The sequence below is a fragment of the Halobacterium sp. CBA1132 genome, from assembly GCF_001485535.1.
Classification (GTDB): Archaea; Halobacteriota; Halobacteria; order Halobacteriales; family Halobacteriaceae; genus Halobacterium.
This window is the reverse complement of the sequence record NZ_BCMZ01000002.1, coordinates 182,522-195,451: the sequence shown is the minus strand read 5'-3', so window position 1 is coordinate 195,451 and position 12,930 is coordinate 182,522. Positions and strand designations below refer to the sequence as shown.

13 protein-coding genes are annotated in these 12,930 nt (G+C 63.4%); 5 read left to right on the top strand and 8 right to left on the bottom strand.

Annotated elements, in window-relative coordinates:
- The first annotated feature begins 3 nt into the window (after positions 1–3).
- A complete protein-coding gene (locus AVZ66_RS14455) occupies positions 4–1,380 on the top strand; it encodes a hemolysin family protein (protein ID WP_058984867.1) in 1,377 nt (458 codons plus the stop codon).
- 43 nt (positions 1,381–1,423) lie between these two features.
- Positions 1,424–1,867 (top strand): universal stress protein, encoded by a 444-nt coding sequence (locus AVZ66_RS14450; RefSeq protein WP_058984866.1) that lies wholly within the window; start codon positions 1,424–1,426, stop codon positions 1,865–1,867.
- A gap of 139 nt (positions 1,868–2,006) precedes the next feature.
- Here AVZ66_RS14450 and ddh read toward each other — a convergent pair whose 3' ends face one another.
- A complete protein-coding gene (ddh, locus tag AVZ66_RS14445; RefSeq protein ID WP_058984865.1) occupies positions 2,007–2,945 on the bottom strand; it encodes a D-2-hydroxyacid dehydrogenase in 939 nt (312 codons plus the stop codon).
- 224 nt (positions 2,946–3,169) lie between these two features.
- On the opposite strand from ddh, the gene gfo6 reads away from it, so the two are divergent.
- The 3 genes from gfo6 (at position 3,170) to AVZ66_RS16390 (ending at position 5,599) form a co-directional block, all read left to right on the top strand.
- The gene (gfo6, locus tag AVZ66_RS14440) at positions 3,170–4,240 is read left to right on the top strand and encodes a D-xylose 1-dehydrogenase Gfo6 (protein WP_058984864.1); all 1,071 of its coding nucleotides are present in this window, start codon (positions 3,170–3,172) and stop codon (positions 4,238–4,240) included.
- 271 nt (positions 4,241–4,511) lie between these two features.
- Positions 4,512–4,931, top strand: coding sequence for a hypothetical protein (locus tag AVZ66_RS16395; protein ID WP_157575698.1), 420 nt, complete (start codon positions 4,512–4,514; stop codon positions 4,929–4,931).
- Complete coding sequence (locus AVZ66_RS16390) at positions 4,931–5,599, top strand: hypothetical protein (protein WP_157575697.1); 669 nt, start codon at positions 4,931–4,933, stop codon at positions 5,597–5,599. The genes AVZ66_RS16395 and AVZ66_RS16390 overlap by 1 nt, the downstream gene beginning before the upstream one ends.
- A 274-nt stretch (positions 5,600–5,873) precedes the next feature.
- Here AVZ66_RS16390 and AVZ66_RS14435 read toward each other — a convergent pair whose 3' ends face one another.
- From AVZ66_RS14435 to AVZ66_RS14405, 7 genes are all read right to left on the bottom strand, one after another.
- On the bottom strand, positions 5,874–6,443 hold the full coding sequence (locus AVZ66_RS14435) for a hypothetical protein (protein ID WP_058984863.1): 570 nt from the start codon (positions 6,441–6,443) through the stop codon (positions 5,874–5,876).
- Entirely contained in the window at positions 6,436–7,710 is a 1,275-nt protein-coding gene (locus AVZ66_RS14430) for a divalent metal cation transporter (protein WP_082678907.1), read from the bottom strand. Before AVZ66_RS14430 ends, AVZ66_RS14435 begins: the two co-directional genes overlap by 8 nt.
- Before the next feature lie 112 nt (positions 7,711–7,822).
- Positions 7,823–8,488, bottom strand: a complete 666-nt coding sequence (gene tenA, locus AVZ66_RS14425; RefSeq protein WP_058984861.1) for a thiaminase II — start codon at positions 8,486–8,488, stop codon at positions 7,823–7,825.
- Between the two features lie 209 nt (positions 8,489–8,697).
- A complete protein-coding gene (locus AVZ66_RS14420; RefSeq protein WP_058984860.1) occupies positions 8,698–9,621 on the bottom strand; it encodes an ABC transporter ATP-binding protein in 924 nt (307 codons plus the stop codon).
- Positions 9,621–10,733, bottom strand: coding sequence for an iron ABC transporter permease (locus AVZ66_RS14415; RefSeq protein WP_058984859.1), 1,113 nt, complete (start codon positions 10,731–10,733; stop codon positions 9,621–9,623). The genes AVZ66_RS14420 and AVZ66_RS14415 overlap by 1 nt, the downstream gene beginning before the upstream one ends.
- Before the next feature lie 5 nt (positions 10,734–10,738).
- Positions 10,739–11,941, bottom strand: coding sequence for an ABC transporter substrate-binding protein (locus AVZ66_RS14410; protein ID WP_058984858.1), 1,203 nt, complete (start codon positions 11,939–11,941; stop codon positions 10,739–10,741).
- A gap of 107 nt (positions 11,942–12,048) precedes the next feature.
- On the bottom strand, positions 12,049–12,915 hold the full coding sequence (locus tag AVZ66_RS14405; protein ID WP_058984857.1) for a winged helix-turn-helix domain-containing protein: 867 nt from the start codon (positions 12,913–12,915) through the stop codon (positions 12,049–12,051).
- Positions 12,916–12,930 lie beyond the last annotated feature (15 nt).

The window sequence follows — 12,930 nt, the reverse complement described above, 5'->3', positions numbered from 1 at the left end:
TCGATGCTAGGCCCCACGATGGCAGAATCGTTGGTCGAGGTGGCGCCGCTGGCAGTCCGAGTCGGTGGCGTTGCCGTTCCGGATAGTGCCATCGCTATCGGTGGGGTCGTCCTTATCGGCTCTCTGACTGCGCTCTCCGCGTTCTTCTCCTCGTCGGAGATTGCGATGTTTTCGCTGGCTGACCACCGCGTGGAGGTCCTTATCAACGACCGGGTACCTGGGTCTCAGACGCTGAAGGCGTTGAAATCTGACCCGCACCGGTTGCTCGTGACGATCCTCGTAGGCAACAACCTCGTCAACATCGCGATGTCCTCGATCGCAACCGGCTTGCTGGTGATGCTCGGGTTTGGGCAGGGCCAATCGGTCGCCTTCGCGACCTTCGGTATTACTGCCCTGGTCTTACTGTTCGGCGAGAGTGCACCCAAATCCTACGCAGTTGAAAACACGGAATCCTGGGCACTACGCATCGCCAGACCCCTCAAAATCGCCGAGTACATCCTGCTCCCGCTGATCGTGGTCTTCGACTACCTCACGCGCGTTATAAACAAAGTTACGGGCGGGCGTTCGGCTATCGACACCTCCTACGTCACCCGCGAAGAGATTCAGCAGATGATTGAAACCGGCGAACGGGAGGGAGTGCTTGACGAGGGGGAGCATGAGATGTTCCAGCGAATCTTCCGATTCGACGACACCATCGCGAAGGAAGTGATGACGCCGCGACTCGACGTCACGGCGGTCAATCGAGACGACGACATCGACGAAGCGATCGCGACGTGTATCCGGAGTGGTCACCAGCGCCTCCCAGTATACGAAGGCAGTCTGGACAACGTCATCGGCGTAGTGACACTTTCGGACTTGGTGCGGGAGTGCCGGTACGGGGAAAGCGACCTCGAATCTCTCGACCATTTCGTCGAGGAGGTTCTCCAAGTACCGGAAAGCAAGAGTGTGGATGACCTGTTCGAGGAGATGCGCCGTGAGCCGATCGAGATGGCTATCGTCATCGATGAATTCGGCACCACTGAAGGAATCATCACAACTGAGGATCTCGTCGAGGAGATCGTTGGCGAGCTTCTCGGTGCCGAAGAGGAGGGGGAGATTACGGTCATCGACGAGACAAGTGTCAGTGCTCGTGGCGATGTGAATATTGAATCGGTTAACGACGCGCTCGGCATCGACCTCCCAGAAGGCGAGGAATTCGAAACAATTGCGGGATTCATCTTTAATCGAGCTGGACGGCTAGTTGAAGAGGGGGAGTCATTCAGCCACAATCACGTCGAATTCAGTGTCGAGCGGGTTGGTGGTAGCCGTATCAAGCGGGTTCGAATTACTGAACAGAGCGACCAATCATCTGCGGGCCAATCAGTTGAGTCAGTAAGTTGATGACACTGATTGCCTCGCACCGACCTACCAACGGAGAAAATACATGACGATACTCACAGCGGTTGGACAAGAACTGGAATCGAACGAGATACTCGAGCTCGGGTACGGCCTCGCGACGGCGTACGACGAGCAACTGCTAGTTCTCCACGTCATTCCAAAGGAGGACTTCAACGAACACAAGGCAGCGCTCAAAGGCACGCCGGCATCCGAGAGTTTCACCATCAGCCGCGAGGAGCAAAGCGCTGCCGAGATTGCCCGGCAGGCCGTCCACGAATCTCTCGACGAGTACGACTCCGATCGAGTCGAAACGCAGGGACGCATCGGCGACCCGACAGACAAAATCCTGGCAGAAGTCGAGCGCACTGACCCCCGGTACCTCGTTATCGGTGGCAAAGGAAAATCACCGGTTGGAAAGGTCATCTTCGGGAGTACCGCACAGAGCGTACTACTGAACGCCGCCTGTCCCGTTGTCCTAGCGAGCAGATAGCCAGAATATTAGCCTTTCCGCTGCTGCGTCGCTCGACACCACCGGTTGGGAACTGCTTTTCGGCCGAGCGCGGAACTCTACCGCAACCGAACTCACAGCCCCCAGCCGGCTTTGTGCGCGAGGGAGGGCGGAACGTCAGTTAGGCGACGCGGTTCCGGAGCGGGACTCCCGATTGATACTGGTCGAATATCTCTACAACCAAGTCCGCGAGGTCGTGGTGGTAGCGATTCGTTGACGACCCCTCGTGGGGAGAAATGATGACCTCCTCGAAGTCCCACAGCGGGGACGTCTCCGGAAGCGGTTCGGTATCGAACACGTCGAGGCCAGCGCCAGCGATAGCGTCGTTCTCTAACGCGCCGACGAGCGCGTTCTGGTCTACGACCGGTCCTCGAGCGACGTTAATTAGATAGGCGTCAGTGCGCATTTGCCGGAACTCCGCCGTCGAGAACAGTCCTTCTGTCTCCGGCGTCTTTGGAACCGCCGCGACGACAAATCGGGCCTCGCCGATAGCCTCGTGCAGGTCTGCCGGCGAGTAAATTGTCGAGACGTGCCGCACAGCCTCGTCAGACCGTCGAACACCGATCACGTCCATACCGATGCCGTCGGCATACTCTGCGACGCCCCGGCCGATGGTCCCGAGCCCGACGACACACACCGTTTCACCAGCAACAGTGAACGGCTGATCGTACGGCGGATCGTACCACTGCCGCTGATTCTGCTGGTCGCGGTACACGTGCATTCGACGCGCGAACATGAGCATATATCCGGCTACGAGCTCGCCGACTGTCGTCGCATGAATTCCCGTGCTATTCGTCAACGGCGTTCCGCTGCTCTCGTACGCGTCTGTATCGAATTCATCGTACCCAGCCCGGAGACAGTGGACCCAGCCCGCAGCGAGAAAACACTCGCGAGGACGATAGGAAGCGACAGCATCCGTCTCCTCGAGCTCTGCGTCGTCGTCAATCACCTCAACAGGAACCGGGAGGTGGTTCAGCGCATCGACAAACGAGCCGATGGGGACCTTTTCGTCGATGCTTTCGTGGACACAGAGGCGTTCCAACGGCTCGGTGTCGGACATAGTGGCTCCACACCGCGTCGGGTATTCAATCTTGTCACGCTCGAGTGGCCATGCTCGGGGACGATTTAGGGAGCTTGCCGAGCTGCTGGATGCAGCGTTCCGCCATCAGGCCCTGGTATCGAAAAATTCCGACACGGCGAGTAGAACGCCATTATACACAGCCCACGGATTGGTCGTTCATGTCATACGTGAACTCTATCTGTCGTGGGTGGAATGTGTCGTCCATGAAATTCGACCTCGACAGCTTCAGTGGCCGTGACTGGGAGGAGCCAACCGACGCCGAGCCGATCCGATTCGCCATGGTCGGGCTCGGCTGGTGGACGCGCGAGCAGGCGATTCCCGCCGTCGAAGACGCAGACTACTGCACGACGACGGCGCTGGTCAGTTCCAGCACGGAGAAGGCCGAGGACGTCGCGGCCGACTTGGAGGGCATCGAAGCGACGCTCACGTACGACGAGTACGCCGACGGCGAGGCGAGCGACGCGTACGACGCGGTGTACGTCTGCACGCCGAACGGGTTCCACCGCGAGCACGTCGAAGCCGCGGCCGCACAGGAGAAGGCGATCCTCTGCGAGAAGCCCTTGGAAGCGAGCGTCGAGGACGCGCAGGCGACCGTCGACGCCTGCCGCGAGGCGGACGTGCCGCTGATGGTCGCCTACCGGCTCCAGACCGAACCCGTCGCTCGCCGCGCCCGAGAGCTGATTCGAGAGGGCGCCATCGGCGACGTCGTCTCGGTGGTCGGGCACATGTCGGACACGATTCTCGACTCCGTCGACGAGACGAGCTGGCGCTTCGACCCGGAGCTGGCGGGCGGGACGACGCTCAACGACATCGGCGTCTACCCGCTGAACACGATTCGGTTCATCCTCGAGGAGGACCCGCAGGCGGTGTACGCCCGGACGGAGTCCGAGCAGCCCGCCTACGAGGGCACTGACGAACACGGGGCGTTCCAGCTTGAGTTCTCCGAGGGCACGCTCGCGTCGTGTACGGTCTCCCACAGCGCGGCGCTGTCGTCGAGTCTCCGGTTCGTCGGCACGGAGGGCGAACTGAGCATCGAAGGGCTGTTCTTCCCGAACACGCAGAAAGTGCTGCGGGTGTCCGGACCGGGCATCGAGGGCGAGTTCCGCCCGGAGCCGGTCGACCAGATGCGCGAGGAGTTCGACTACTTCGGCAATCGCCTCCTGCGCGGGCTCGATCCCGAACCGGACGGCGAACACAGCATGGTCGACATGCGCGCCATCCGCGCGCTCTACGAGTCCGCCGAGCGCGGCAGCCGCGTCGAACTGGACCACTAACGGTAGTTGCTAGCGCGGTTTCTTCATTCGATAGATACGGTGAAACGCGCGGTTAGTGGAGGAAACAATCTGACACGAAATACGCCGCCCCATCCACTAACTGGTAAGATCCCGATGTAAGATATAGAGCGTGTATGCAGCAGCTATCTGCTTCACCTTCTACCGTTTCCTTTGCACGAGAGTATCTGTTGCGATCCAAAGCCGCAAATCGGTATGGTAAAATTATCAAACTTTAAATCAATAAGAGAACATATTAGATTAGGATATCAAAATGGAAGACTACATTAAGGAGTCAGATTACCAACGTGGCTACGAAAAAGCTGCTCAAGCAGCTGAAATACTAGAAGCAGATATAGAGGAGGGAATAGCCGAAGATCCGAAGGATAGCCCGATGCACAAACCCTCACCTGAAACAGCAGAAAAACTACTTGAGCTTGTTACTGAAATAGAAGAGAGTATTTGGCTACCACCAGACTATAAACGTGACCCGGAGTCAGTCGATAGTTTCTCACCAGATGGGCGAGACTCAAGAGCAACCACCCACGGTAACGCTGTCCGAACCCTCTGCCATGTCGGAAACGAATTAGAAACGAGAGAACCCTCTGATATCAACGTGAGCAATAGTGGGCCAAGCGGCGGACTGATCAAGCGTATTAGGTACGTGCGAGATAGACTTGAGGCTCTCCGATAATGACCTCCAACAAGCTTGAAACCGGCGAAGTAGTTGAAATCAATGACAAACAACCTGCGATTGTTATCCACGGCGGTGATCCTACAGGTCGCACCGATACTGTCCCGGTGGTTGTGAGCGAGCGAGGTAGTCACCGTCGAATCAAAGCCCAGAATTGGGGTCCGATAGACGAAGGGATGGACCACGAAGCCAACTATATCGCCAAACCTCTCGATAAGGCCATCGCGGCAAACCGTTATGCGAGTCTATATGAACAAGCGGTCAAAGAAGCATCAGGTTCTATCGATACCAGCGAGCTTGAATACCAAGCTGAGAAAACGATTAAAGAAGTAGTCGAAGAAACATTCGGGAAATGCCCTGACTGTGGGAAATCGGTGATTAATTGGGCGAATACAACCTTCACCGGAGTTAGATTGTATGGCGAACTTAGCAAATTGGGGAATCCTGAGAAGATCATCCGTGGGAAAATTAAAGACTATATTGCAGAAGAGGCAGCTCAGAAAGTCACCGAAAGTATCCTCCAGAATATCTCAAACAAAGAGGGGCTCCTCGACCTGGAAAAGAACAAACATGGGGAGTACGTTCATGCATCCTGTTCTAGGGGAGGAGAGTCACCAGTGCATTATCCTACGGGCTCGATGATTCGTTCGATTGACGACTTCATATAGTCCGTCCCGACTCCTCCTCCAGTTTATTTTCATCTCGGTTAATAGCTGTTAATACCGTCCGAAGTTGATGCTACATATGCGCCCTACATCTTGCGCGTCGCTCTAAGCTTCATCTGAAACTGGTAGGGCTCACAGCGGTCAATACGTATCCCTACTTACCGATTCAGTCACTCCAGCTGCAGGGGCATCTCCGTGAATAAGAAACCGGTCGAGGGACTGCTGCTAGCCGAGACGCAACCGTTTCGCGGTCCGAGATGCGGAGGCCGCGACGACTTCAGCAATCGGCGACCGTCGATAGTTCGCGGGTTCGGTCGGCCCACGCTCGGAGTGCCGCGAGTGCCTCGCGCTCGCGCCGTGAGACCGGGTCGTCGGTGCCGAGCGACTCCCCGTCGTAGGCGTTCAGGACCGCACAGCGAGCCTGCTCGCAGTAGGTCGCGAGCCGACGCGGGGCGATGACGTCGGCTTGGAGGGGGATGGTCGCGTCGTTGACGAAGACGGCAGCGGGGTCGTCGGGCGCGGCGTCGAGGAGACGGGTCGCGCGGTCCGCGTTGTCTGCGGCGAGCGCGGCGGCCTCCGCGTCGGTCTCGCCCGCAGTTCGCGGTGCGTGCGCGTCCAGAACGCCGTGCCAAGCGTCGTCGGGGACCGGCGTGAAGCGGTCGAGGCGGCCGCCGAGCAGCGCCCCGTCCCGTTCGACTTCGGGCGCGAATTCGAGGACGACGACGCCGGCGGCGCCGTGCCGATCGGTCCACGCGTCGAGGGCGCGGGCGGTGCGTCGGGTTTTCCCGGCCTGCGAGGGGCCGACGAGGAGTGTCGACCCCTCGAGGGGGACGCAACAGTCACTCATTGGACGCGGCGGGGCCGGCCATCGACAGGCGAGCGTACTTCGCGACGAGCGCGACCGTCGCGGCGGTGAGGACGACGGCGAACGCGAGGATGGCCCCCGAGAGGGTGTCGACGCCGCCCGCGACCTGTTCGGCGACGAAGTTCGCGGCGAGCGCGCCGGTGACCGCCAGCAGCGCGAGGCCGCCGAGGTTCGTGAGCGTCGAGGGGGCCTCGGGGACCGCCGCGGAGTTCAGGAGGTAGAGCACGACTACGACGGCGAACGGCGTGCCGACAGTGCCGATGGCGAGCACGAGCGCCAGCTGGCTGAGGACCGGGCCGCCGATGAACACGCCCGGGGCGGACAAGAGTGCGGCGGCGACCAGCAGCCCCCGGTAGCGGTCGTCCTCGACGGTGGTACCCCACCCCAGCTTGTCCGCGACGAGGAACGGCGGGGCAATCGTATTCCCGCCGAGCGTCGAGACGGCGGCGCCGAGCAAGCCGAAGAGGAACAGCCACTCCGCGTACCGGCCGGCGAGCGGGCCGAGCGCGCGAGCGGCCTCGACGGCCGAGAGGTCCCCGGTGGTGAGGACGCTCGCCGTCACGAGGAACACCGCGACGCTGTAGACGCCGAACGCGACGAGCATCGACGCGCCGACGTCGAACGTCGCGAGGCCGTACTCCTCGACGGTCCACTCTCTGGCGCGCATCGTGTACGAGTGCATCGTGATCAGGGTGATGTGGACGGCGCCACCGAGGACGCCCGCGGCGACCAGCGCGCTGCCGGCTGGGAGCGCGGGGACGAGGCCACGCGCGGCGGCGCCGGCGTCGACGGGCACGACGAGCAGCGACGCGAGAAACGCGAGGACGACGCCGGCGACCAGCGCTTTCGCCACCGTTTCGAGGAAGCGATAGCCCCGGGTGGCGAGGCCGACCGCCAGAACGCCGGCCCAGACGACGCCCCAGAGGCGAGCGTCGACGCCGGTGATGGTCTCGGAGACGGTCGCCACCGTCTTCATGATGAGGAGTTGGGCCGCCCCAGCGGCGAGCACGACGTCCAAGACGAGCAGCCACGCCCAGCCGTCGCCGAGGTGGGCTTCGACGACCGCGACGATGCCGCGTTCAGTGAGCAGCCCCAGCCGCATCGCGAGGTACTGAGCGAACGCGCCCGCGACGGCCGACAGCACCACGACCCAGAACAGCGCGTAGCCGTACGCGCCACCGGCCGTGATGAGTGACGCCAGCGACGCCGGGCCCGCGGCGACTGCGCCGGCGACCCACGACGGCCCCATCCGTCCCAGCGACTCCCGCAGCGTCTGCACGGCCGCCACGCCACCCGTCCGGTCGCTCACCGGCGACCACCCCTGTAGTCGCGCGCGGGACCGGACATCTCGGAGGCGAAGGTCACAGCGACCACTCCTCCTGTCGCCAAGCGGCGTCCCAGAAGCGGTACTCGTAGCGCGCCGACGTTTCGAAGCGGTCGCGGTAGCGCTCGCGGTCCGCGTCCGTCGCGTCCGCGGCGATGTCGTCCATCAGCGCCTTGCACCACTCGGTCAGCTCGGTGAACTCCGCGCCCGCGTACATGTCCACCCACTCGGCGTACCGGTCGTCGTCTGGGGTGCCGCGCTCGGCGAGCCGCTTGCCGGTCTCGTTGAACCCCCACATGCAGGGGAGAAGCGCGGCGACCAGGTCGCCGAACGTGCCGGTCGCCGCGACCCGCACGAGGAAGTCGGTGTACGCCCGGGTCGTTGGGGACGGCTCGGTTGCCGCCAACTCCGCTTCCGAGACGTCGAACGCCGCGGCGTACTCGCGGTGGAGGTCCATCTCCGTGTTCAGCGTCGAGTCCAAGAGCTCCACGAACGTCCCCATTCGGTCGAGCGTGGGGGCTTTCGCCGCGCCGTGGGCGAACACTCGCGAGTATTCGATCAAGTAGACGTAGTCCTGCCTGACCCAGTACCGGAACGGCGCCTCGTCGAGCGTGCCGTCGCCGAGCGCTTCGACCATCGGGTGTGACGCGATAGCGTCCCAGATCGGGTCCGCGACCGCTTCCAGTTCGTCCGTGAATCTCATGTAGAGGCCTAATGAGGCACCCAGTGAAATATATACGCGGTACCACCGGGTAATACACCGGGCGTGGCGACCCAGCGCTCGCTCCACAGCACACCACCGCAGACGAACCCGAGAAAACCCACGAGGACAAGGACGCGCCCCGTCCGAGTGGGTCACTGCCGAGCGTTCGGGCCAGACGAGCGCCCGAGGGTAGGGTTGTAGCGGCCGGGCTACAGCTCGTCTCGCGAGTCAGGGCTTTCGGTTGGCTCAGACTGTGAAAGACCGGATTCGTCGTCGAGCGGTTCGATTGGAACGACCTGCGGGCCGTACTCCGTCTCAATGACGGTCGCCTCGATATCGAATACGTCCGCGAGGAGCGGTTTCGTGATGACCGCCTCGGGCGGGCCGCGGGCGTACACCGAGCCGTCCTTGAGCGCGACCACGTTGTCGGCGTACCGCGCCGCTTGCGCGATGTCGTGGAGGACGAGTACGACGGTCATCTGGCTGCCGTCGCGTAGCGTCTCCACGATCTGCATCACTTCGAGCTGGTGGTGGGGGTCGAGGAACGTCGTCGGCTCGTCTAGCAGCAACACGTCGGTGTCCTGGGCGAGCGCCATGGCGATCCAGACGAGTTGCGTCTGTCCGCCGCTGAGCGTGCCGACCTCGCGGTCTCGGAGGTGCTCGACGCCGGCCATCGCGATGGCCTCGTCGACGGCTCGCTCGTCGCTGTCGGTCTGGGATTCGAAGAACCCGCGATGGGGGTAGCGCCCGCGCTCGACGAGCTCTTCGACGCTGATGGTGTCGGGGGCGGTATTCTGCTGGGAGAGCCGACCGAGCCTCCGCGCGAGTTCCTTCGACTCGAAGGAGTCGATGCGCTGGCCGTCCAAGAGGACGCGGCCGTCGTCGGGCTCCAGTCGGTTCGCGAGCCCTTTCAGCAGCGTCGACTTGCCGCTGCCGTTCGGCCCGATGAGCGCCGTCACCTCACCCTCGGGGACAGCGAGCGTCTGGCTGTCGATGACCGGCTCGTCGGCACTCGGATAGCCGACGACGAGGCCGTCTGCGTCGAGGGCCGTCGGCGGCGCCGTCTCGTCTGCGTCAGCACCCCCGGAGTCGCGGCGCGGCACGGGCTCGCGTGGCCGCTCGTTGTCCTGCATCACACTTCACCCAAGTTCTCGGTCTTCCGCATCAAGTAGAGGAAGTATGGCCCGCCGACCAGTCCCGTGATGATGCCGACCGGGAGTTGGATGGGGTTGAGTGCGAGGCGCGCGCCGACGTCGGCACCGACCAGCAGCGCCGGCCCGAGGAACAGACACCCGAGCAAGAGCTGCCGCGAGTCGCTGCCAACGACGTTCCGGACCATGTGCGGAACGATGAGGCCGACGAAACCGATGAGGCCCGCGACTGCGATGGCCGCCGCTGTCGACAGCACGGCGATGCCGGCGACCGCGAACCGCATCTTCTCGACGGGCATACCGAGGGAATCCGCGGTCTCCTCTCCGAGCGCGAGTACGTCCAGTTCCTTGGTCACCACGAACGCGAGCGCGAGCGCCAGTAGCGTGAACGGGAGCGCGATGCGGACCTCCCCCCAGTCGGTGTTCAGCAGCGACCCGGAGAGCCACGCTTGTGCGGACATCACGGTGCTGAGGTCGTCGATGAAGAAGAACAGCGCGCGCTGGACGGACCCGAAGACGGTGCCGACGATGACGCCCGCCAGCACCAGTCGGACGGGGCTGGTGCCGTTCTTCCACGCGATGACGTACACCAGCAGGAAGGCCGCGCCGCCGCCGATTGCCGCCAGCACCGGCACGAGCGGGAGGAACTCGGAGAACGCCGTCAGGACGCCCAGTACGACGAGTCCGGCGCCGTCGCTGACGCCGAGGATGTAGGGGCTGGCGAGCTCGTTCCGCGTGATGATCTGGAAGATGGCGCCGGAGACGGCGAGGTTCGCGCCGACGAGCACGCCGACGAGGATGCGCGGCAGGCGGATGTTCCAGACGATGTGCTGTTGCTGGGTGAACCACTCGGGGTTGTCCGCGCCGAGCAGGAACGCCCGCCACGTTTCGAGGCTGAACAGGATTTCCGGGTCGAACACCGCGCCCCACGACTCCGAGAGGGCCAGCGGGAACGCACCGAAGCTCACCTGCAGGAGGGTCGCGCCGACCAGCACCGCGATGCTCCCGAGGACGACGCCCGCCAGCGCCGAGTCGGCGTACCAGCGGCTGGCTGCCGCTCGGCGGTCCGCGAGCCGGTCGAACAGTTCCGCCATCGGTCCTACAGGTCCCCGTTGACGATGTCGACGAGGCGCTGGCGGTCGAAGAGCTGCTCGCTCTCCGGGACGTCACCGACGGCGCCGGGCCACTCGCCGAACTCGTCGGGGTAGACCTGCTTCGCGACGGCCTCCGTGGAGAACATATCGACGATAGGGCCCATATACTGGCCGCCGCTCCGGATGACGTTACCGTTCTGGACGGCACTGAGCCGCTGGCCGTTCTCGTTGTTCTCGAACGGCTCGACGACGGTGTTGACGAACTCCTCGTGGGTCAGGGAGGTGAGCCCGCCGACGGCGCCGATGTAGTCGGGGTCGGCGCGGAACAGTTCCTCGTAGCCGACCGGGCCGTCCGGGTACTGGCCCTCGAAGGCGTCCCGCATGCCGAGGCGGTAGTAGGACTTGGTGTTGTTGCCAAGGCGGTGCAGCGGCGCGATGCGGAACCGGCCGGAGTCGGGGGCCACGCCGCGCCAGATGGCGGCGACCGTGGGGCGTTCGTCCGCCGGCGGGAGGCCGTCCTCGATGGTGCTCATGAGGTCGTCGTGCAGCGACTGCCACGCCTGAAACTGCTGTTGGCGCTGGAAGATCTTCGCGACCTTCTCGAAGGCCTCGTACATCGTGTACGGGTTCGGTTCGTCCTGCACAGCGGACTGGGGGGCGAAGCGGAGGGTCGTCCCGAGGAACGGCCCGGTCTGGGATTCGACGTCCTCGAAGTCGGAGTCGTCCCAGCTGACGTAGCGACCGATGTTGTTCCGCGAGATGAGCCAGACGTCGGCGTCGGCGGCGTAGAAGTTCTCCTTGTCGTAGCCGGACTCGGCGTCGCTGGCAATCTTGGTGACTTGACTCTCGTCGAACCCGAGGTCGAGGAGGTCGTAGAACTTCAACGGCGCGCGTTCGAGACCGGTGGTCGCTGTCGGGTGGATGCCGAGCGCCATCCCCATGTCGATGAAGGGGCTAGTGCCGACGCCGTACGTCTCGGGTATCGCGTCGAACGTGTAGGGGTCGTTGGGCTCCATCTCGACCGTGTACGGCGTCGGGTCCGACGCCGCCGCTTCGGAGTCCGCCGTCTCGCTGGCGGTCCCGGCGTCGCCCTCCGTGCTCGTCGGCTGGTCCGTGCCGTCCGCGTCGGTGGAGTTTCCGACGCAGCCGGCGAGACCGGCGGTGATGAGACTGGCGCTACTCGCGAGCAACTGGCGTCTGCGTGCCATGTCATTTAGGCACGCCTAAAGCGGCTTAGTGATTCCCGCTGTTCGATTCGACCCGCCGCGTACGCTGTTCACGGCGTGTTACAGGCAACCCGTCGTGTTCACTCCCGTCAAGTCGCGTCGCTCGTCCGGTCGGCGAGCGGTACCGCACGGTCGCGATACTCGGCGATTACCCGGTCGGCCCACGCGACGACGTCGGGATGCGAGCACGAGATGATGTCGAACCCGGTCTCGTGCTCCCGGTCGACGGTGAGAAACACCGTTTCGCCGTCGACGAGGTCGACGGTACAGGGGACGCGTTCGTCGAGACTGAAGTACACGATCGAATCGGTCTGAGACTGGATTTCCCGCCACTTCGCGCGCAGCGAGGGGTCCTCGACCATCGTGTCAGTGACGTTCGAGTCGAAGACGACGCACACCTCGGGGTCGGTCCCGTTCTGGATGGCCTGTTCGTACCCGTACATCGGGAGCGAGGTGAACGTCCCGACGAGTGACTCGCAGGAGGCTCCGCCCCTGATGGCGTTTGCGATGACGCGGGCGGCCGCGAGCGGGTCCTCGCTGTTCCCGTGGACGTGTTCGCCGTCGGCGAGACAGCGGAGGTCGAAGTCGAACCAGTCTGTGGGGAGCCGCGAAATCAGCCGGGGGTAGGTCTGCCCGACCGTTATCGTGTCCTGCAGCCGCACGAGGTCGCGGTGGACGGCTTCACCGAACGCGGACAGTTCGTACTCCCTGTCGAGGGTTCGTCGCCGGATGAGCTCCCGGTCTTCGAGGTCGCCGAGAATGCGGCTCAGGGTCACTCGGGTGGCGTCCAACTGGTCGCGCAGCGCCTCCCGGGAGCGGGCGCCGTCCGCCAGCAGGTTCAGGACGTGAAAGCGGTGTTCCGAGCGGGTGAGGAACGCCACGTACTCGACCGTGCTCTCGGCCAGCCGGTCCTCCCCCGCACCCCTCGTTTGCGTTCCCGGGTGTTCGACTGTCATGAGACGCCCATTATT